The sequence below is a fragment of the Alloyangia mangrovi genome (assembly GCF_002300555.2).
Lineage (GTDB): Bacteria > Pseudomonadota > Alphaproteobacteria > Rhodobacterales > Rhodobacteraceae > Salipiger > Salipiger mangrovi.
This window is the reverse complement of the sequence record NZ_NTHN02000016.1, coordinates 1-19,481: the sequence shown is the minus strand read 5'-3', so window position 1 is coordinate 19,481 and position 19,481 is coordinate 1. Positions and strand designations below refer to the sequence as shown.

The following is a 19,481-nucleotide window of genomic DNA, read 5'->3' as shown; positions in this document are numbered from 1 at the left end:
CGCTCCGGCTCAGCGCTTCGGGCGGGCCGGATCGTTCGCGGGGGAGGGCGCGTCGCAGCGCTCGAGCACCAGCAGCGTCATCATTCCCACCGGCGGCAGGGCGCGGCGTTCGAGCAGCTTCAGCCCCGGCGTGTCCAGCACCACCGATATGTCGAAATCCGAATGCCAGCCGATGCGGTCGGCGAACTTCGCGGTGCGCCGCGACAGATGCGCCATCGGGCCGTCTTTCTTGGCGAAGTGGTTCGACATGATGAGCTGCCCGCCGGGCTTCAGCACACGCACGATCTCGCGCATGACCCGCTCGGGCTCGGGCACCACCGAGATCATGTGCATCGCCACCACCCGGTCGAAACTGCCATCCGCGAATCCAAGCTGGCGCGCGTCCATCCGCTGCAACGTTTCGATGTGCGGCAGCTTGAGGCGCGCCACCCGGCGTTCGGCCTGGGCCAGCATCTCGGCGCTGTAGTCGACGCCAGTGACCTTCATGTGCCGCGGCAGCAGCGGCAGCGACAGGCCGGTGCCGACGCCGACTTCGAGCACCCGGGTGCCCTCGGGCCCGGTGACCTTGCGCACCGCGGCGCGGCGGGCGGCCTGGGTGATCGCTCCGAAGGTCTGGTCATAGATCGGCGCCCAGCGGGCGTAGACGGTGGTGGCGGCGCGTGGGTCCAAGATGCCCTCCCTGCATCTGCGGCCCGATGACGGGCCCTTGGGGGCTCACCATGGATCCGAAGCGGCTGAGAGAAAAGGGCTTCTTCCTCTGGTGCGGAACCGCATCGGGCAGGGTCGCGGCTATTTGATACCGAGGATGCGCAGGGCTTCGGCCAGCGTGTCGACCGATTGCTGGTGCTGCCCGGCGGCGTGCAGGCGTTCGCCCTCGGCGCGCAGCTGGCGGACGCGGGCGAGGTCCGCCTCGGACAGCTTGGGACCCGCATCAAGCGCCGCATCGATCTTGGACATGTCGGCGGGGCAGTGGAAGGCGAAGGCAGGCGCCGCGACCAGGGCGAGCGCGAGCGCGAGGGCAAGGCGTTGCATGGGATCCTCCCTTGGATGGTCAAAGTGTAGCACGGGAAAAGGGGCGTTCACGCCGAGGTGAAGGGACAGGCGCAGGATCGCCTTCCGGTCGCGAATGTCCGGCGGGGTTCCGCAAGGGGGATTTGACGCGCGGCTCACCGCTGGCGGGCGGGCGCTTTCCCGGCAACTCCTTGCTCGGACCCGCGGATCCGCCATCGCCGCATTGCGGCGCGGCGGCAGCCCCCCTAGCTCTCGGGGCAAGCCACGGGATGATCCCGTGCAAGCACTCTGGGAAGGAGACTTCTATGACCCTCAAGAGCACCCTGCTTAAGTCGACCGTCATCGCCGCCCTCATCGCCGCCCCGCTGGCCCCGGTGATGGCGCAAACCGCCACCCCCGAGGCGCCCGCCGAGGCCCCGGCCGCCGAAGCCCCCGCCGCGCCCGCGCTGGAGTTCAGCGAAGAGCAGCTGACCGCCTTCGTCGACGCCGCGACCCAGGTCCAGGCCGTCCAGCAGGACTACATGACGCAGATCGAGGCCGTGGAAGAGCCCGAGGGCAAGCAGGCCCTGGTCGAGCAGGCGCAGGTCGAGATGGCCGATGCGGTGAACGAGACCGATGGCATGGACGTCAACACCTACAACCAGATCGGCCAGGCGGCACAGGCCGACCCCGAGCTCAACCAGCGCATCTTGGCGATGCTGCAGGAGCGCGCGCCGACCGGTCCCGAGACGATGACCGAGTGATCCCCCTCAACCACGGTCATCCCGGAGCCGCCCCCTCGGGGGCGGCTCTTCTCATGTCAGCCGGGCTGCACCCGCTCACTCGGTAGCGGGCAAGGGGTCCGCCGCAGGTGCCGAGGGGACCTCGGCCGCGCCCGCATCTGGGGCCGCGGAAGCGGGCACCTCGGGGGCGGACATTTCGGGCGCAGGGGTCTCCGACACCTCGACCACCGAGCCCTCCGGCACCGCCTCGCTCGGGGCATCGTCGGGCACGAAGACCACCCGGCCGATCTTGCGGTTCGGCCCCCAGCTCCGGTGCTTGAGCATGCCGTCGACGATGTAGAGATCCTCGATCCGGTAGGTCGCGCGGCTGCCGGCCTCGTCGTGGATCTCGATGAAGGGGTTCAGCGTGTCTTCCTCGAGCCGGAAGTAGCTCGGATCGGAATGCGCCTCGAAGTCGCGCATGATCATCAGCACGTGGTCGTAATCGGTGATCCGCTCGTCGACGAAATAGGCGCAGGTGGCCTCGTATCCGGCGCCGCCGGCGCCGAGGATCAGTGCCGGGACCCAGACCATCGGGTTGGCCATGGCCGCTGCCGCCGCGGCGCTGCCGCCCTCCAGCAGTCCCGCCGCGCCGCCCGAGGCGGCGAGCTTGCCGCCCAGCAGCGTGAGCCCGCTCGTGGCGTTGACCAGCGTGTAGAACCCGCCGTCGCCGCGCTGGCCGGTTGCATGGCCCGTTGCATGGCCGGCGACCTGCGCGACGGCGCCGGTGGCGGCAGCCGCGGCGCCGGTCACCGTGTCGCCGACCAGCCGGCTCGGTCGGTAGTCGCAGATCGCGGCGGACAGGGGGGGTGGCGGAGAGCAGCAGCGCAAGCGCTGCGGCGGTCGTCTTCGGTGCGGGCATCGGAAATCTCCCATGCGGATATGCTGTGAAGAGGGGAGGGGAAAGCGGGGCAGCCCCGCCACAACGGGAAAGGCCGGGGCGCATCTGCCCCGGCCTGCCATCTGATGCAAACCCGGGAAGCCCCGGATCAGCTGTCCATCTTGAGCGCGGAGATGAAGGCCTCCTGCGGGATTTCGACCTTGCCGAATTGCCGCATCTTCTTCTTGCCGGCCTTCTGCTTCTCGAGCAGCTTCTTCTTCCGGGTGGCGTCGCCGCCGTAGCACTTGGCGGTCACGTCCTTGCGCATCGCCGACAGAGTCTCGCGGGCGATCACCTTGCCGCCGATCGCCGCCTGGATCGGGATCTTGAACATGTGGCGAGGGATCAGCTCTTTCAGCTTCTCGCACATCGCCCGGCCGCGCATCTCGGCGCGATCGCGGTGCACCATCATCGCCAGCGCGTCGACCGGCTCGTCGTTGACCAGGATCGACATCTTCACGAGGTTGTCCTCGCGGTAGCCGATCATCTCATAGTCAAACGAGGCGTAGCCCTTCGTCACCGACTTCAGGCGGTCGTAGAAGTCGAAGACCACCTCGTTGAGCGGCAGGTCGTAGACCGTCATCGCGCGGCCGCCGACGTAGGTCAGGTCCATCTGGATGCCGCGCCGCTCCTGGCAGAGCTTGAGGACGTCGCCGAGATACTCGTCGGGCACCATGATGGTGGCCTTGATCCGCGGCTCCTCGATGTGGTCCACGGTCGACATGTCGGGCATGTCGGCGGGGTTGTGCAGGTCGCGGCGCTCGCCGTCCTTGGTATAGAGGTGGTAGATCACCGAGGGGGCGGTGGTGATCAACTCGATGTTGTACTCGCGCTCGAGGCGGTCGCGGATCACCTCAAGGTGCAGCAGCCCGAGGAAGCCGCAGCGGAAGCCGAAGCCGAGCGCCGCCGAGGTCTCCATCTCGAAGGTGAAGGAGGCGTCGTTCAGCGCCAGCTTCTCGATGGCGTCGCGCATGTCCTCGAAGTCGTTCGCATCGACGGGGAAGAGCCCGCAGAACACCACCGGAACCGAGGGTTTGAAGCCCGGCAGCGGCTCGGCGCAGGGCTTCTTCTCGTGGGTGATCGTGTCACCGACGCGGGTGTCGCGGACCTGCTTGATCGAGGCGTTGAGATAGCCGATCTCGCCCGGGCCGAGTTCCTTCACGTTGGTCATCTGCGGCCGGTAGACGCCGACGTCGTCGACATCATAGGTGCCGCCGGTCTTCATCATCCGGATCCGGTCGCCCTTCTTCAGCACGCCGTCGATGATCCGCACGATACAGATCACGCCGAGGTACTGGTCGTACTTCGAATCCACCAGCATCGCCTTCAGCGGCTTGTTGCGATCCCCTTCGGGCGGCGCGGGCAGGCGCTTGACGATGGCTTCCAGCACGTCGGGGATGCCGATGCCCGTCTTGGCCGAGATCAGGCAGGCCTCCGAAGCGTCGATGCCGATCACGTCCTCGATCTGCTCCTTCACCCGCTCGGGCTCTGCAGCAGGCAGGTCGACTTTGTTCAGCACCGGCACGATGTCGTGGTCGGCGTCGATCGCCGTGTAGACATTCGCCAGCGTCTGCGCTTCGACACCCTGCGTGGCGTCGACCACCAGCAGCGAGCCCTCGACCGCGTGCATAGAGCGCGCGACCTCATAGGCGAAGTCGACGTGCCCGGGCGTGTCGATCAGGTTCAGCACGTAGGTCTCGCCGTCCTGCGCCGGGTACTCGATGCGGACGGTGTTGGCCTTGATGGTGATGCCCCGCTCGCGCTCGATATCCATCGAGTCGAGCATTTGCTCCTGCATGTCGCGTTCGGCGACGGTGCCGGTGAGCTGGATCAGCCGGTCGGCCAGGGTGGATTTCCCGTGGTCGATGTGGGCAACGATGGAGAAGTTACGGATATGCGCGAGATCGGTCATGATTGGCCCGATATGTAAGGGTTTTGGCGTCCGGTCAAGCCGGATCGAAGGGCAGGCGGCGCGGCTGCGCCCATCCGCCCGCGCCTCCCGCGGTCCTTCCCGTCGCCGCCGCACGGCGAAGCCCCGCACGGCGCTGGTTCCGGGCGATTTCCCGGCGCGGCCCAAGGCTTTCTTCTAGGTGCAAATATCCCGGGGTGAATTGGCCGCAGGCCAAGAGGGGCGGCGCCCCTCGCCGCCGCAGGCGGCCGGGCGGGCCGCATAGCGTAACGGAAGCCCCTGTCCAGCAACGAATCGGTGAATTGAATCCGGCGCAGGCTTCGGGCATCCTTCGGGAAATCGAGGAAGCGCGGGCGCAAGATCCGCGATGCGAAGGGCAGTAAGAGAGCAGGCGGATGAAACCGATTTTCCTGGTGACGATTCTGGCGCTGGTGGCGGGCTGCGGTGGCGGCTCGGGCTCGGGCCACAGATATTATGCGACGGGGCCCGTGAGCAAAGCCTGCATGAGCTCGGATCGCAAGGCGCGCAACGATGCGCTCTGCGGCTGCGTGCAGGCGGCGGCGAACGACGAGTTGAGCGGCGGCGACCAGCGCAGGGCAGTGAAATTCTACCGCGATCCGCATCAGGCACAGGAGGTCCGCCAGTCGGACCGCCGCTCCGACAAGGACTTCTGGACCCGCTACTCGGCCTTCGTGAGCCGCGCCGAACGCATGTGCACCGGGCTCTGAGCCCGGCGCGGTCTGTCCAATCTCATCCAACCGCCCGGAAGGGCCCGGGCGCCAGCCGCGCCTCGGCGCTGCGGGCATGGCCCTCCATGCCCTCGGCCCGGCTGATCCCGGCGCTGGCGCGGGCAAGCTCCGGCAGCGCCGGAGGCGCCGCCTCCTGCCATGTGACGCACTTGAGAAACTTGTGTACCGAGAGCCCGCCGGTGTGTCGCGCGGCACGTCCGGTGGGCAGCACGTGGTTCGGCCCCGCCGCCTTGTCGCCAAAGGCCACGGTGGTCCCGGCGCCGAGGAAGAGCGCGCCGTAGCACCGCAGCCGCGCCCGCCACCACGGCAGGTCGCGGGCCATCACATGCAGGTGCTCGGAGGCGTAACGGTCTGCGATCTCGGCCATTTCTTCGCGGCTGTCGCACAGCATCACCTCGCCGAGCTGTGCCCAGGCCTCGCGCGCGGCAGAGCGGTTCGGCTCGGGCAGGGTCTCGGCGAGTCGCGGAAGGCGTGCGATCACCGCCTCGGCCAGCGGGCGGTGGTCGGTGGCCAGCCAGACCGGCGAATTGCCGCCGTGTTCGGCCTGTCCCAGCAGGTCGAGCGCGACCACCTCGGGATCGGCGCCGGAATCGGCGAGGATCATCACGTCGGTCGGCCCTGCCACCATGTCTATTCCCACCGGGCCGAAAAGCTGCCGCTTGGCCTCGGCGACGAACTGGTTGCCGGGTCCTGCAAGGAGATCCGCCGGGGGCAGGCCGAAGAGGCCGAAGGCCATGGCGGCGATCCCCTGCACCCCGCCGAGCGCCAGCACCTCGTCCACGCCCGCCACGTGCAGCGCGTGCAGGATCGCGTGCGGCACCCCCTCCCTGCCGGGCGGCGAGCAGGCGATCACCCGGTCCACCCCCGCGGCGCGCGCCGTGGTCACGGTCATCAGCGCCGAGGCGATATGGGCATAGCGCCCACCCGGCACGTAGCAGCCGGCGCAGCCGACGGGGATCAGGCGCTGCCCCGCGCGCAGCCCGGGGCGCAGTTCGATCTCGAAATCCTGCACCGAGGCCCGCTGTGCCTCGGCGAAGGCGCGGATATTGGCATGGGCATAGGCGATGTCCTCGACCAGGGTGACCGGCAGGGCGCGGTGCGCCTCGGCGAGCCGCGCGGCTGGCAGCACGATCTCGCCGTGCCAGCCGTCAAGCCGGGCGGCATAGTCGAGCGCCGCCGCCTCGCCCTCGGCGCGCAGCCGGGCGAGCATGATCTGCACGATGTCGGCGGTGTCGGCGGCGGCCTGCGGCGGCAGGCCCGGGGCGGGCTTGAGGTGGGTCACAGTCATGGGGAGGGGGTCTTGCCTGATTTCGGGGAGTTTCGGAAAAAGTTAATCTGTGCCATGGTCGCGCCGCGCCGGTACGGGTTCCGGCAGAGGTGAGGCATGGCTTTATGCTGATGAAGGGGATCAGCCTGCGCGGGCTCGAGGTCTTCGAGGCGCTCTCGGCAACCGGATCCGTGGCGCAGGCGGCCGAACGCACGGGTCTCAGCCAGCCGGCGGTGAGCCAGCAGCTGCGCAACCTCGAGAGCGCGCTCGGCGTCGACTTGGTGGATCACGGGCGGCGGCCGATGCAACTGACCCCGGCGGGGCGCTCCTTCCTGATGCGCACGCAGGCGGTGCTGGGCCAGCTCCGGCTGGCGCAGAACGAGCTGACGGTGATGGACCTGACGCATCTGTCGCAGCTCAACCTCGGGGTGATCGACGATTTCGACAACGACCTGACGCCGCAGCTGGTGACCATACTGGCCGAGAACATGACCCGCTGCCGCTTCAAGCTGGTCACCGCGCCGAGCCACGAGATCATGCAGTCGATGGTCGAGCGGCACCTGCATATCGCCATTGCCGCCAGCCCCGGCACCTCCACGCCGGGCGTGATCGAATATCCGCTTGTACGCGATCCCTTCGTGCTGGTGGCGCCGCGCGGCAAGGCGCGCGAGGCGGGCGGCACCGAGGCGCTGATGTCGGCGCTGCCGATGCTGCGCTACGACCGCGACCAGATGATTGGCAGGCAGATCGAGGCGCACCTCTCGCGGCTCAAGCTGGATTTCGCCGAACGTTTCGAGATCGGCGCCCACCTTTCGCTGATGACGCTGGTTGCCCGCGGCGTCGGCTGGGGCATCACCACGCCGCTCGGCTACATGCGCGCCGAGCGCGTGCACGACCGGATCGAGGCGCACCCGCTGCCGATAAAGCCTTTCTCCCGCACCATCTCGCTCTTTGCGGCGGCCGATTGGGCGGACCGTGTGCCGCGCGACGTGGCGCGCACCATGCGCCAGCTTGTCAGTGACCTGGTGATCACCCCGGCGCAACGCCAGCTGCCCTGGCTCGAGGGCAAGCTGCACCTGCTCGAAGGGGACTGACCCGGGGCTGGGCTGGGCAGGCGCACGCATGGGGAGATTTCCGGAACATAAGCGTTTCGGAAACCAGAAGGGGCGGGTGCGCCGCCTACGCAAGGGCCTCTCCTTGCGATTTGAAAAGAGGAATGCGCGGATTCGGAAAAGGAAAATCCGCCCCTGCGTCAGCCCGTCAAATGGGCAGGCGCCGCTGCGCGGTCAGGCGGTCAGATCAAGGAAGGCCCGCACCGCCGCCTCGAACTCGCGCGGCTTCTCGGCGTGCAGCCAGTGGCCGCAGCCGGGCAGCTTGGCGAATTTTGCCGCCGGGAAGAGCGCGCGGATGCGCTCCCGGTGCTCGGGCGTCACGTAGCTCGACTCGGCGCCCGAGAGGAACAGCGCCGGCCGCTCGAAGCGGGTCTCGAACTGCGGGAAGCCGAGGATCTTCGGCATCTCCGCCTCGAGAACGTCGAGGTTCAGCTTCCAGCGCTTCTCCTTGAGGTCGAGCGACTGGGTGAAGAAGCTGCAGAGCGTCGGATCGTCCAGCACCTTTGCCAGCTGGTCGTTGGCGTCCGAGCGCTTCTCGATCGACGACAGGTCCACCGAGCGCATCGCCGCGATGTTCTGGTTCTGGTCGTGCGTGTAGGCCACAGGCGCGATGTCGGCGAGGATGGCCCGGTTCACCAGCTCGGGCCGGGTGAGCGCGAGCGCCATGGTGGCCTTGCCGCCCATGGAATGACCCAGCACGTCGGCGCGGCCCCCGAGGCACTCGATCACCTCGGCGATGTCGGCGGCCATGCCTTCGTAGTCGTGGCTGTCCTGCCAGGGGCTGTCGCCGTGGTTGCGCTGGTCCACCGCGATCACCTCTCGCTGGTCCGACAGACGCTTGGAGATCACCCCCCAGTTGCGGGCGGAGCCGAAGAGCCCGTGGACGATGACGAGCGGCGGTCGGTCGGTGGCGGAGCCGTGGCGGATCATGTTCAGCATGCGCCCTGTCTAGGCCGGGGGCGGGGCACGGAAAAGTCCAAAACGCATGGAGTGCGGGGGCAAATCTCGTCGCAGAGATTTGCAACCTCTTTCGAAGGAGGTTGGGCGCGGCATCCTGCGGAAATCCGGCCCTTCCCCTCCCGCAACACGGCCGCCGCTTGCGTACGGGCGGCAAATGCCGGAGATTTGCGCCATGGATCAGACCCCCAAATTCGGCGCGCGGCTCATGCCGCTCTTCGAGAGCCGCCTCGGCCTCGGCAAGGGCAGCTTTGACAAGCGTTCCCGGCGCGCGGCGCACCGGCTGCCGCGTTGGGCCCGGCGCGACCTTGCCACGCTGCGCGCGGCGCAGGGGATGACCGAGCATCCCAAGCTCGCCATGCGGCTCGACACGCCGGCGCTGGAGCGGGCCGAGGCGCGCATCGCGCGCCATCTCGAGACGATCGACGTGAAGGCCGAGCGCAGTCACTGGCGGCTCGGCGTGCTCGCGGGGCTGATGTTCAACCTCGCGCTCCTGGCAGCGCTGCTGGGGGCGGTCTATTACCTTCTGATCCGCAGCTGACGCTTCGGCCTGCTCTCCTCGGGCGTGCCGGGAGCGCGGCCGTTGAGCCGCAGGAAGAGGCTTTCCTCGTCGTCGTTGCGGAAGAAGGGCACCGAGCTCGGCGCGCGGCGGTCGGTGACCCGGGCGGCGATCTCGGCCAGCACCACCTCGGTGATGAAGGGCAGATCGAAGCGGCGCACCTCGTCGAGCGGCACCCATTGCAGGTGCGACAACTCGTCCGAGGCGGCGGAGAAATCATCAGGATCGGACTTCAGCGCCTCGGCATCCACCAGGAAGAAACGTGCGTCGAAGCGGCGCGGGCGGCCCGGCGGGGTGATGGCGCGGAAGACGAATTGCAGCGCCGAGGCCGAAGGGCGGTGGCCGGTCTCGGCAAAACTCTCCCAGCCTTCGGGCGGGGTCGGCCACTTGCCGGGCCAGCCCAGCACCTGCCCGGTTTCCTCCCAGAGTTCGCGGATCGCCGCGGCGGCCAGCGCCGGGCCCCGACCCGCGGGCGCATCCTCGTCGAGCCGCGTGGCGCAGGCGGCGGGCAGGGGGGCGGCGAGCTTCACCTCGGCGTCGGCGGCATCCACCGCGCCGCCGGGAAAGACGAACTTGTTGGGCATGAAGGCGGCGCCCGCGCCGCGCTGTCCCATCAGCACGCTCGGGCGGCTGTCGCGGTCGCGCAGCACGATCACCGTGGCTGCGTCTCGGATGGCTGTCTTGTCGCTGCTCATGCGCATTCCCCTGCGTCTTTTCTAGGCCGTGCGGGGGAGACGCAGTCTCAGTGCTCGCGCGCGAAGCCGTGCATCTCGCGCGCCCACTGGAAGCCGACGATCGCCCCCTTCAGTCGCGGCAGAAGGTAGAGGGAAAGCCCGATGCAGCCAATAAGGAAGATGGTGATCAGGATCAGCGGCTCGGGCCGCCAGGTGGTGAACACCCAGAGCAGTGCCGGTGCCATGATGTGGCCGACGATGAGGATGGTCAGATAGGCCGGGCCGTCGTCGGCGCGGTGATGGTGCAGCTCCTCGCGGCAGACCGGGCAATGGTCGCGCACCTTGAGATAGGAGCGCAGGATCGGGCCGTTGCCGCAGTTGGGGCAGCGGCAACGGAAGCCGCGCCAGACGGCGGGCCAGGTCTCGCGCTCGGTCTCGCGCTCCGGCGACAGGTCGGTCATGGGATGCACCTTGGAAGTCATGCCCCAAAGGTGGCGCAAGCCCGGCCTCATTTAAAGAGGACAGGAGCGCGCAGCGGCGTGATGTCGCAAAGAGGCCTGGCGGATACAGGTTTTTCCGCGACGGCGCGGCCGGGTAGATCCGAAAAATCGGCCCCCGACAAAAAAAACTTTCCCGAGTCACGACGGAAGTTCCGGCGCCCCGCGTGAAAGCTAGTGATCGGACGGCAAACAGGCCGCCGGCAAGAGACGCGATGCAATGAGGAGATCGCAGCGATGACACGCATGACCAAACTGATGACCGGCGTCGCCCTTGTGGTTCTGGGCTCGGCGAGCCTTGCTCTTGCTGCAAACGACGCCAAGCCGATGGGCCCGCAGGGCAATCGTCAGGCGCCCATGACGCAGATGTTCGAAACCTTCGACGCCGATGGAAATGGCTCGATCAGCCGCGAGGAATTCGCGGCGCATGGCCCCGCCGCGGGCTTTGCCGAGGCCTATGCCACCGCCGACGCGGATGGCAACGGGATGCTGGAGGGCGCCGAGTTGATCGCCTTTGCCGACGCCCGCCAGGCCGCCCGCGAGGCGCAGCAGCTCGAGATGCGCAAGGCGCGCATGCAGGAGCGTATGCTCGAGCGCTTCGACGCCGACAAGGACGGCAAGCTGACCCTAGAAGAGATGCAGGCGCAGGGGCCGATGGGCTTCTTCGACCGCTTCGATGCGGATGAGGATGGCCAGGTGACCCAGGACGAGCTTGCGGCAGCCGCCCCGATGCGCCACGAGCAGCGCGGCATGGGAGAGCACCAGAAGGGCGACCGGATGATGCGCCACGAAGGCGGCGAGCGCCAGTGGCACGGCGAGCGTGACCGGGATCACGACGGCAAGGGCTTCAAGCGAGGCCCGCGTGACGGGCAGGGCCCGCGCGGCGGCATGATGCAGGACTTCTGGCAGTACTGAAGGCCCGAGGACCGGGCCGCCTCCTGCGGCCCGGTCCTTGCGCGGTCCGGCACTTCGGGCTAGCGCATGAGGATGGACCGGATGCCCTATGACGCGATGAACGGGGAAAGCGACGAGGCGTTGCTTGCGGCCTATGCCGCGGGCGAGCAGGCCGCGGCACGGGCGCTGGTGCAGCGCCTGGGTCCGCGCGCCTTCGGCCATGCCCACCGCATGCTTGGCGACCGGGCCGAGGCCGAGGACGTGGCGCAGGAGGCACTGCTGCGCCTCTGGCGCGCGGCGCCGGGCTGGCGCGAGGGCGAGGCCAAGGTCTCGACCTGGCTCTACCGGGTGGTGTCGAACCTCTGCATCGACCGCATGCGCAAGCGGCGCGGCGGCGCGGTGGATATCGACGATGTCGCCGAGCCCGCCGATCCCGCGCCGGGTGCCGAGGCGGCGCTGCAGGGCCGTGCCCGCGAGGGCGCCCTGCAGGAGGCGCTGGACGCGTTGCCCATGAGACAGCGGCAGGCCGTGGTGCTGCGGCACCTCGAGGGACTTTCGAACCCGGAGATCGCCGGGATCATGGACTTGGGCGTGCGCGCGGTGGAAAGTCTCACCGCGCGGGGACGCAAGGCGCTGGAGGGCCTGCTGGCCGGGCGGCGCGCAGAGCTGGGGTATGACGATGACTGATCAGCGCAGGAAGGAAGAGGGGACGCTGGCGTCCCTGTTCGAGGCAGAGCGGCAGTACGCGCCGGTGCCCTCCGGCGACTGGATGGCCCGGATGGAGGCGCTGGCGCTTGAAGAGCAGCCCGCGCCGCGTCCGGCGGTGCCCGCCGCACCGGCACCCCGCCGCCGCTCGGGCTGGCGCGAGGCGCTGCGCGCCTTCGGCGGCTGGCCGGCGGTGGCAGGACTCGCGGCGGCCTGCGCGACGGGGGTCTGGATCGGCATCGCCTCGCCGGAGACGATGACCACGCTGATGTCTTCGGACAGCAGCAGCCTGCTCTCGGCCCTCGATCCGGCGAGCGGCTTCGACTACGCGATGTTGGGACTTTGATGATGACGCAGGACGACTCCCAGACCACAGGCCCGAGCGCGGCCGAGACACCGGGCCGGCCCTCCGGCGCCCCGAAACCCTCGCGCTCGCCGGGCTGGATGCGCTGGCTGCTGCTGGCCTCTCTGGCGCTCAACCTCGCGGTTGTCGGCGTTGTCGCGGGCGGCCTGCTGCGGCATGGCCGGCCCGAGCATGGCGGCCCGCCGCGCGGCCGCGAGTTCATCACCCCCTACACCGAGGCCTTCTCGAAGGACCAGCGGCGCGAGCTGGGGCGGCAGCTCTTCAGCTCCTTCGAGCGCAAGCAGGGGGATCGCCCGCGGCCCGCGCCCTTTGGCGATTATCGCAATGCGCTCTCGCTACTGCGCGCCGAGCCCTTCGACAGCGCGGCCTTCTCCGAGGCGCTTAGCGCGCAGGATGCCCGTGCTGCCGAGCGGCAGAAGATGGGGCAGCAGGTGCTGGTGGAGTATGTCACCGCGCTCTCGCCCGAGGCGCGCGCCGCCTATGCCGACCGGCTCGAGGCGGAACTCGACGAACTCGCCAAACGCGTGCCGCCGCGCAAGCCGGAGGGCTGAGGATTGCGCCCGAGCCGGGCGGGGCTCGGAGCGTGATCCCGGGCCATGGCCCGGTCCGGGCGATCTGATCCGGGCCGTGCCTCAGGCCCCGCGCAGTGCCCCGTAGCCATGTGAAAAGGCGGCGGGAGGCGCGACATGGGCGCGATTGCGCCCGGCGTGCTTGGCCGCGTAGAGCGCACCATCGGCGCGCAGCAGGGCGGTTTCCACGGCTTCACCGGCCGCTTCCATCAGGGCGATCCCGATGCTGATCGTCGGCGAGAAGAGCGGCGGGCGTCCTGCCCTGCGCATGGGCATCGGCAGGGACAGCCGCGCCACCTCCTCGCAGAGCCGCCGCGCGGCGGCAAAGGCGGCCTCGGTGTCCGCGCCGGGCAGGGCGATGAGAAACTCCTCTCCGCCGAGCCGGGCAACCAGATCCAGGTCGCACCGTCCCGCTGTCAGCCGCTGCGCCGTGGCGACCAGCACCTGGTCCCCCGCGGCATGGCCCCAGCGGTCATTCACTTTCTTGAAGTGGTCGAGGTCCGCGACAAGCAGGGCGAGCGGCTGCCCGCGCTGCGCCGCCTGCTGGGCCCTGCGGGCAATTTCGGGTAGCGCGTAGCGGCGGTTGTACAGCCCGGTCAGCGGATCGATCATCGCCGCGCGCAGACCATTGCGCAGGGCGGCGCGATGCCGTTCTGACCGGCGCCTGCGGCCGATCAGCCGCGGCAGGCGCAGCGCGAGCTCTAGCGCTTCGGGCCCATTGTGCAGCACCTCGTCGGCGCCGAGATCCAGCGCCCGCGCCGCCGCCTCGTCGCGGCCCTTGTTGGTGACATAGACCAGCACCGCGCGGTGCTGTGCGCGGGCGGTGCGAAGCTGCGAGAGCAGCGCGAGCCCTGCGCCCGGCTCCGCCCCCGTGTCGAACAGCACGGCAACCTCGGCCGAGATGGCGCCGCTCTGCAAGAGCGTTCCGGGCGCGGTTATCTGGACCTGCGCCCCGATCCCCACCCGCAGCCGTGCCGCGATGGTGTCGAGCCCGAGCCCCGGATCGAGCGAGACCAGCGCGACCCGCGCGGGCCGCTGGAAGCTGCGTGGCGCCTCGGACAGGCCGAGCGCGCGCTTGGCGTCGGTGCGCAGCTGAATCTCGTCCTGCGCGCGGCTGCGGCGCAGCAGGCTGCGCAGCCGCGCGAGCAGCAGGATGTCCTCGACCGCGCGGGCGATCACGTCGTCGGCGCCGACCGCAAGAAGCGCCAGCCGCTCGTCGACAAGGTCTTCCTCGGTGAGCAGCACCAATGGCGTATCAGCGTGGTCGGGCAGGGCGCGCAGCCGGGTGCAGAAGCCGCTGCCGCACATGTCCGGCAGCTCGGCGGCGGCGAGCACGAGATCCGGGCGCGCCGCCTCGATCATCGCCAGCGCCTCGCTGCCGGTCTCGGCAACCAGCACCTCGTAGAAGGCCGAGGTCAGCCGGGCGCGCAGCAGGATACGGTGGCTTGCCGTGCCCTCGACGATGAGTATGCGTCCCGCCATGCGTTTTTCTGCCCCCACTGTCCGTTTCCGCTCCGCGCCGCAGGTGGCCCGCAGCCATCCCGCAGAGATCCCGCGGCCCCTCCCGCCCGGCGCGCCACCCGGGCGCTCCTTCCACGCGGGCTTGCATCCGTTTCGCCGCTCAGTCTTTATGAAAACCGGTTAACAAAGCCTTTCGAAATACAAGGACGGATGAAGATGGTGGGGCGTGACGAGGCCGAGCTGATCGGGCTTCAGGCGGTGGCCTGGCTGGCGGCGAACGACGAGCTGCTTCCAGTGTTCCTCGGGGCGACCGGCGCCTCGGCGGAGGATTTCCGCAACAACCTCTCCGATCCGGGGTTCCAGGGCGGCGTGCTCGACTTCCTGCTGATGGACGATGCCTGGGTGCGCGGGTTCTGCGACGAGACGGGCCTGCCCTACGATCTGCCCTTCCAGGCACGCCAGCATCTGCCCGGCGGCGGCGAGGTGCACTGGACATGAGCCCCAGGCCCCCCCCTGCGCGCCGCGGCGGTGCTGTTCGACAAGGATGGCACGCTGTTCGATTTTTCCCGCACCTGGAGTGCCTGGGCGCTGGGGGTCATGCAGCACCTCTCCGAGGGCGATGCTGCGCTGGTCGAGGCCATGGCCTGCGAGCTGCGTTTCGATCTCGGCACCGCCACATTCCTCAAGGACAGCCCGGTGATCGCTGGCACCAGCCGCGAGGCGGCGGAATGCCTGGCAAGGGCGCTCGGCCGCCGCGATCCCGAGGCTATCGAGGGTTTCCTGTCGGAGGAGGCCGCCCGTGCACCGCTCGCCGAAGCGGTGCCTCTGGCGCCGCTTCTGGACTCGCTGCGGGCGGCGGGGTTGCGGCTGGGGGTGATGACCAACGACAACGAGGCCGTCGCCCGCGCCCATCTCGCGCAGGTCGGGGTCGGCGACCGTTTCGACTTCGTCGCCGGCTTCGACAGCGGACATGGGGCGAAGCCCTCGCCCGCGCCTTTGCTTGCCTTCGCCGCCGCGCTCGGCCTGCCGCCCGAACAGGTGGTCATGGTCGGGGACAGCACCCATGACCTGCAGGCTGGACGTGCGGCGGGAATGATGACCGTGGGCGTGCTGACCGGCCCCGCCGGGGCCGAGGAACTTCGGCACCTGGCGGATGCGATCCTGCCCGACATCGGGCACCTGCCGGGCTGGCTCAGCGCCGTCGTGGCGTGATCCTTACCCTTTCAACCACATTTTACCCTTTGCGGAACTCTTAACGTCCCCGCGTTAGAATGACTCGGTCGGTCCGGGACTCGTGGCTCTTCACCCGCGCCGGATCGTGCGGGATTGGGGCAGTATGCCCGCGACCCGGCAGACCTGCAGCGGCAGACCTGACGCGGAGGAGGGAACGACGTGAGCGGGCACAAGGGGCGGGGCGGCGCTTAGGCAGCCCGCGCATGGGCGAGGGCGCTCGGGATGGGACGGCGCATGCATGGATTGGTCGCGCGGACGTTGCAATGCTTCGTGCAGGACACCTACGGGCAGGACCGCTGGCGCAGCATCGCCGACGCGGCGCGGCTCGACCTGCCCGAATTCGAGGCCATGCTCGACTATGAAGCGCAGCTCATCGGCCTGGTGCTGACCCGCGCCGAGATCGAACTGGACAAGCCGCGCGCCGCGATGCTCGAGGATATCGGGACCTACCTGATGACCCATCCCAACAACGAGCGGCTGCGTCGCCTGATGCGCTACGGCGGCGAGGATTTCATCGACTTTCTGCATTCTCTCGAAGAACTGCCCGGTCGCGCCCGGCTGGCGGTGCCAGATCTCGACCTGCCGCCGCTGGAACTGACCCAGACTGCGCCGTGCCGCTTTACCCTGGTCTGCCACTGCAGCGGCCCCACCAGTCGGGGCTATTCGCATGTTCTGGCCGGGGTGCTGCGGGCCATGGCCGATGATTACGGGGCGCTGATCCTGCTCGAGCTGGCCAGCGGCCCGGGCGAGGCGGAGGTGATCGAGATCGCCGTGATCGAGACCGCCTATACCAAGGGGCGCGCTTTCGAGCTCGGGGCGCATGGGGCAGGGCGGCGATGACCCCGCTCGCGCTGCCCCAGGCCACGCTCGAGGCGCTCTGCCCCATGCACGCGCGCCTCGATGCCGCGGGGCGGGTGCAGGCCATGGGGCCGACGCTGCACCGGGTGCTCGCCGGTCAGGAGCGCCATGGCAAGCACTTCGCCGAGCTTTTCGACATCTTCCGCCCGCGCCAGGTCCGCGACCTGCCGGATCTCCTCTCGCTTGCCGGCCGGCGGCTGCAGCTGCGGCTTGTCGGGCAGGGGGACAGCCTGCGCGGCCTTGCCATGCCCGACGCCGAGGGGGGGCGCGATTCTCGACCTTTCCTTCGGCCTCGGCCTCGTCGAGGCGGTGCGCGACCATGCGCTCACCAGCAGCGATTTTTCGGCCACCGACCTCGCGATCGACATGCTCTACCTCGTCGAGGCGAAATCCGCAGCCATGGAGGCCTCGCGCACTCTCAACCGCCGCCTGCGCGGGGCCATGCTCGCGGCCGAGGAGCGCGCCTTCACCGATCCGCTCACCGGGCTGCGCAACCGGCGGGCGATGACCCGGGCGATGACCGACCTGCTGCGGCGGGGCGCGAGCTTCGCGGTGATGCATGTCGACCTCGATTTCTTCAAGCAGGTGAACGACACGCTGGGCCATGGCGCCGGCGACCGGGTGCTGGCCGGCGTCGCGGCGCTGATGCTCGAGCTGACCCGGCAGGACGATACGGTGGCGCGGATCGGCGGCGACGAATTCGTCATCATCGTCGCCGGGCTGACCGACCGGGCGCGCCTGTCCGAACTCGCGGACCGGCTGATCGCACGGCTCGAGGCGCCGAACGCCTTTGGCCCAGAGGGCGCGGACCCGCAGGTGCGAATTTCGGCGAGCATCGGAATCGCCCTTCAGGCGCCGGGGCGCGGGGCGCATCGCGGTGCCGAGGATCTGCTCGAGGCCTCCGACATCGCGCTCTACGCGGCCAAGCGCGCGGGACGCGGTCGTTTCGCCTTTCATGGGGGTTCTTCGGGCCCGGAGGGGGGCGATCGGCGGGCCTCGGCAGAGGATGTCGGTAAGACGGGCGGGGGTTCCGCAAGGTGAGGTCAAAAAGTCGGAGATTTTTTCCGGAAGGGGGTTGCGCCCTCCCGGAGGCTGGCGTAAATCCCGCGCCACGGTTGGGGCGTAGCCAAGTGGTAAGGCACCGGTTTTTGGTACCGCGCACCGTAGGTTCGAATCCTACCGCCCCAGCCAATATCTCCTAATGTGACATTCGCCGAAGATTGGAACCTATCCGGTTCTACTTGGCATCTTGTCCGGGCAAGACTGGCATCTGCTGACATTCTAACCGCTTCGCCGTACGCAATTCCTCTGAACTGACAGACATTTGCGCCCGCATGATGTCGTCCCTAAACTGAGGTCTGACGAACACGGAGGGCATAGGTATGGCCAACTGGTATTCGGCTGACCTGCACTTCGGCCACCACCGCATCATCGACTTCTGCAAGCGCCCCTTCGCCTCAACCGCGGAGATGAACGCGGCCCTGATCGCCAACTTCCAGGCCTGCGTCGCGCATGATGATGACTTGTGGATCTTGGGAGATTTCGCCTTCGGTCGCGCTGACGATACGGCGCAGTTCGAGAGCTGGTTTCACAGCCTGCCCGGCCGCAAGCATCTGATCATCGGCAACCACGACGATGAAGCGGTCATCTCTCTCCCATGGGCAAGCACCGAGTACATGGCTGAGATCCAGGACGGAGATCATAGCCTCGTCCTCTGCCACTATCCGATGATCACTTGGAACGGTGCACGCAGAGGCGCCCTGCAGCTGTTCGGCCACGTCCATGATCAATGGGCAGGCTCGCGAAACAGCATAAATGTCGGCGTCGACCAGTGGGATTTTCGTCCGATCCAGATTGGAGAAATAGCCAAGCAGGCAGCCCGTATGCCGGTTAACAAGCATTGGGCGGATGTCGAACATGGAAACGAGCTTCCGTAGAGACCAATTGAGCGGGTGGCATCTCGGACCAGCTGGTTGAGCGATCGCATGGTGAGCAAGAGCTCGGAGGTTCGATCTTGCAAGGGCAGCTCGCCTCCGTGTTGATCCACACCAGATAGGTCTGCCTTTCTCGTCAGAGGATTTGCCTCTGCCGCGCAGACGGGCGCTGTTTTCCTTGCGAAAATTCTTGCTGCTTTGATCCGCGCCTTTCGGTGCGTCGATCGCTGCGCAGCCCTTTCCCCTGTCAAATCCGAGGATGGCCCATGAGCGACCATTTCTTCGTCGTGACGGGCGGCCCCGGTGCGGGCAAGACCAGCCTGATCACCGAGCTTGCCCGCCGCGGCCTCCACACAATCCCCGAATCCGGCCGCGCGGTCATTCGCGAGGAGGTGGCCAGCGGCGGAGATGCCCTCCCCTGGGCGGACCGCATGGCCTATGCCGAACGGATGCTTGAGCGCGACCTCCGCGTCTACGAGGACGCTCAGGCCCTCTCAGGCCCCGTGATCTTCGACCGCGGCATCCCTGATATCTTGGGCTACCTGACCCTCTGCGGCCTCCCCGTGCCGCCCCACGTCGCCGCTACGGCCAAGGCAGCGAGTTACAACGCCCGCGTCTTTCTGGCGCCGTATTGGGATGAGATTTTCACGCAGGACACCGAACGCAAGCAGACCCGCGCCGAAGCCGAAGCGACCTGCACCGTCATGCGCGAGACCTACACCGCGCTCGGATATGAGATCACGGAACTGCCGTGCACCGACATCGCATCACGCGCTGATTTTGTCTCTGCGCAACTAGCGCTCTGACCGGCTTCTCCAGATGGACGGAGAACCAACTGGAGCGGACAAACCGCGCAGCTCCCTCCTGCCTCCTACTACCTGAAGCCGCGGCCCAGAGCCGCCTTTCGATGGGTGGCCGGTCGCCGCATCGCAGCTTCCTCGAAGCCGTCATTCATCCAGACCGCAGAATTCTGGGCGGCCGGACGTCAGGGGTGCGGACCTTTCTGCCGTTCGCTGCACACGTAGCCTGCAGCGGGTCGAGCGTCGGCAATGCGCAGGAAGCGGAAAAGCCGCTCGGTCTCGCCCAC

At 68.5% G+C, this 19,481-nt stretch carries 23 protein-coding genes and 1 tRNA gene; 15 read left to right on the top strand and 9 right to left on the bottom strand.

Features of this window, described 5'->3' with window-relative positions:
- Positions 1-9: 9 nt before the first annotated feature.
- Both CLG85_RS10565 and CLG85_RS10560 read right to left on the bottom strand, forming a co-directional pair.
- Positions 10-669 (bottom strand): class I SAM-dependent methyltransferase, encoded by a 660-nt coding sequence (locus CLG85_RS10565; RefSeq protein ID WP_095882202.1) that lies wholly within the window; start codon positions 667-669, stop codon positions 10-12.
- Between the two features lie 120 nt (positions 670-789).
- Complete coding sequence (locus CLG85_RS10560) at positions 790-1,032, bottom strand: PA2433 domain-containing protein (RefSeq protein ID WP_095882203.1); 243 nt, start codon at positions 1,030-1,032, stop codon at positions 790-792.
- 284 nt (positions 1,033-1,316) lie between these two features.
- Here CLG85_RS10560 and CLG85_RS10555 point away from each other — a divergent pair, with 284 nt between their 5' ends.
- On the top strand, positions 1,317-1,754 hold the full coding sequence (locus CLG85_RS10555; protein ID WP_224844786.1) for a DUF4168 domain-containing protein: 438 nt from the start codon (positions 1,317-1,319) through the stop codon (positions 1,752-1,754).
- A gap of 75 nt (positions 1,755-1,829) precedes the next feature.
- Here the strand turns inward: CLG85_RS10555 and CLG85_RS10550 are convergent, their stop codons facing one another.
- Positions 1,830-2,648: a hypothetical protein gene (locus CLG85_RS10550; protein WP_260348861.1), complete on the bottom strand. Its 819-nt coding sequence runs from the start codon at positions 2,646-2,648 to the stop codon at positions 1,830-1,832.
- A gap of 113 nt (positions 2,649-2,761) precedes the next feature.
- On the bottom strand, positions 2,762-4,564 hold the full coding sequence (gene lepA / locus CLG85_RS10545) for a translation elongation factor 4 (protein ID WP_095883763.1): 1,803 nt from the start codon (positions 4,562-4,564) through the stop codon (positions 2,762-2,764).
- A 392-nt stretch (positions 4,565-4,956) separates the two neighbouring features.
- Here lepA and CLG85_RS10540 point away from each other — a divergent pair, with 392 nt between their 5' ends.
- The gene (locus CLG85_RS10540; protein WP_224844782.1) at positions 4,957-5,289 is read left to right on the top strand and encodes a hypothetical protein; all 333 of its coding nucleotides are present in this window, start codon (positions 4,957-4,959) and stop codon (positions 5,287-5,289) included.
- A 22-nt stretch (positions 5,290-5,311) separates the two neighbouring features.
- Here the strand turns inward: CLG85_RS10540 and hisD are convergent, their stop codons facing one another.
- Positions 5,312-6,598, bottom strand: a complete 1,287-nt coding sequence (hisD, locus tag CLG85_RS10535) for a histidinol dehydrogenase (RefSeq protein ID WP_260348859.1) — start codon at positions 6,596-6,598, stop codon at positions 5,312-5,314.
- A gap of 104 nt (positions 6,599-6,702) precedes the next feature.
- Here hisD and CLG85_RS10530 point away from each other — a divergent pair, with 104 nt between their 5' ends.
- Positions 6,703-7,671, top strand: coding sequence for a LysR family transcriptional regulator (locus tag CLG85_RS10530; RefSeq protein ID WP_260348858.1), 969 nt, complete (start codon positions 6,703-6,705; stop codon positions 7,669-7,671).
- 192 nt (positions 7,672-7,863) lie between these two features.
- Here CLG85_RS10530 and CLG85_RS10525 read toward each other — a convergent pair whose 3' ends face one another.
- The gene (locus CLG85_RS10525; protein WP_095884389.1) at positions 7,864-8,628 is read right to left on the bottom strand and encodes an alpha/beta fold hydrolase; all 765 of its coding nucleotides are present in this window, start codon (positions 8,626-8,628) and stop codon (positions 7,864-7,866) included.
- A 193-nt stretch (positions 8,629-8,821) separates the two neighbouring features.
- Here CLG85_RS10525 and CLG85_RS10520 point away from each other — a divergent pair, with 193 nt between their 5' ends.
- A complete protein-coding gene (locus CLG85_RS10520; protein ID WP_224844774.1) occupies positions 8,822-9,187 on the top strand; it encodes a hypothetical protein in 366 nt (121 codons plus the stop codon).
- On the opposite strand, the gene CLG85_RS10515 is transcribed toward CLG85_RS10520, so the two are convergent.
- Complete coding sequence (locus CLG85_RS10515) at positions 9,166-9,900, bottom strand: NUDIX hydrolase (RefSeq protein ID WP_260348857.1); 735 nt, start codon at positions 9,898-9,900, stop codon at positions 9,166-9,168. The genes CLG85_RS10520 and CLG85_RS10515 overlap by 22 nt on opposite strands.
- 47 nt (positions 9,901-9,947) lie before the next feature.
- Positions 9,948-10,340, bottom strand: coding sequence for a DUF983 domain-containing protein (locus CLG85_RS10510; protein WP_224844770.1), 393 nt, complete (start codon positions 10,338-10,340; stop codon positions 9,948-9,950).
- Positions 10,341-10,613: 273 nt separating this feature from the next.
- Between CLG85_RS10510 and CLG85_RS10505 the strand changes: the two genes are divergently transcribed.
- The 4 genes from CLG85_RS10505 (at position 10,614) to CLG85_RS10490 (ending at position 12,890) form a co-directional block, all read left to right on the top strand.
- Positions 10,614-11,291, top strand: coding sequence for an EF-hand domain-containing protein (locus CLG85_RS10505; RefSeq protein ID WP_095884403.1), 678 nt, complete (start codon positions 10,614-10,616; stop codon positions 11,289-11,291).
- A gap of 81 nt (positions 11,292-11,372) precedes the next feature.
- Positions 11,373-11,957, top strand: coding sequence for an RNA polymerase sigma factor (locus CLG85_RS10500; protein ID WP_260348856.1), 585 nt, complete (start codon positions 11,373-11,375; stop codon positions 11,955-11,957).
- Entirely contained in the window at positions 11,944-12,321 is a 378-nt protein-coding gene (locus CLG85_RS10495) for a hypothetical protein (protein WP_260348855.1), read from the top strand. The genes CLG85_RS10500 and CLG85_RS10495 overlap by 14 nt, the downstream gene beginning before the upstream one ends.
- 2 nt (positions 12,322-12,323) lie before the next feature.
- Complete coding sequence (locus CLG85_RS10490) at positions 12,324-12,890, top strand: periplasmic heavy metal sensor (protein ID WP_224844761.1); 567 nt, start codon at positions 12,324-12,326, stop codon at positions 12,888-12,890.
- Positions 12,891-12,971: 81 nt separating this feature from the next.
- Here CLG85_RS10490 and CLG85_RS10485 read toward each other — a convergent pair whose 3' ends face one another.
- On the bottom strand, positions 12,972-14,390 hold the full coding sequence (locus tag CLG85_RS10485; protein WP_260348852.1) for a diguanylate cyclase: 1,419 nt from the start codon (positions 14,388-14,390) through the stop codon (positions 12,972-12,974).
- 189 nt (positions 14,391-14,579) lie between these two features.
- Here CLG85_RS10485 and CLG85_RS10480 point away from each other — a divergent pair, with 189 nt between their 5' ends.
- From CLG85_RS10480 to CLG85_RS10450, 7 genes are all read left to right on the top strand, one after another.
- Entirely contained in the window at positions 14,580-14,867 is a 288-nt protein-coding gene (locus CLG85_RS10480; protein WP_095882655.1) for a DUF3572 domain-containing protein, read from the top strand.
- A gap of 30 nt (positions 14,868-14,897) precedes the next feature.
- A complete protein-coding gene (locus CLG85_RS10475) occupies positions 14,898-15,581 on the top strand; it encodes an HAD family hydrolase (protein WP_260348851.1) in 684 nt (227 codons plus the stop codon).
- Between the two features lie 255 nt (positions 15,582-15,836).
- Entirely contained in the window at positions 15,837-16,442 is a 606-nt protein-coding gene (locus tag CLG85_RS10470) for a heme NO-binding domain-containing protein (RefSeq protein WP_095882660.1), read from the top strand.
- A 258-nt stretch (positions 16,443-16,700) separates the two neighbouring features.
- A complete protein-coding gene (locus tag CLG85_RS10465; RefSeq protein WP_311734986.1) occupies positions 16,701-17,501 on the top strand; it encodes a GGDEF domain-containing protein in 801 nt (266 codons plus the stop codon).
- Positions 17,502-17,576: 75 nt separating this feature from the next.
- Positions 17,577-17,651 (top strand) — tRNA-Gln (locus CLG85_RS10460).
- Between the two features lie 191 nt (positions 17,652-17,842).
- A complete protein-coding gene (locus CLG85_RS10455; RefSeq protein WP_095882658.1) occupies positions 17,843-18,397 on the top strand; it encodes a metallophosphoesterase in 555 nt (184 codons plus the stop codon).
- Positions 18,398-18,660: 263 nt separating this feature from the next.
- Positions 18,661-19,200 (top strand): AAA family ATPase, encoded by a 540-nt coding sequence (locus CLG85_RS10450; RefSeq protein ID WP_095882659.1) that lies wholly within the window; start codon positions 18,661-18,663, stop codon positions 19,198-19,200.
- The last annotated feature ends 281 nt before the right edge of the window (positions 19,201-19,481 follow it).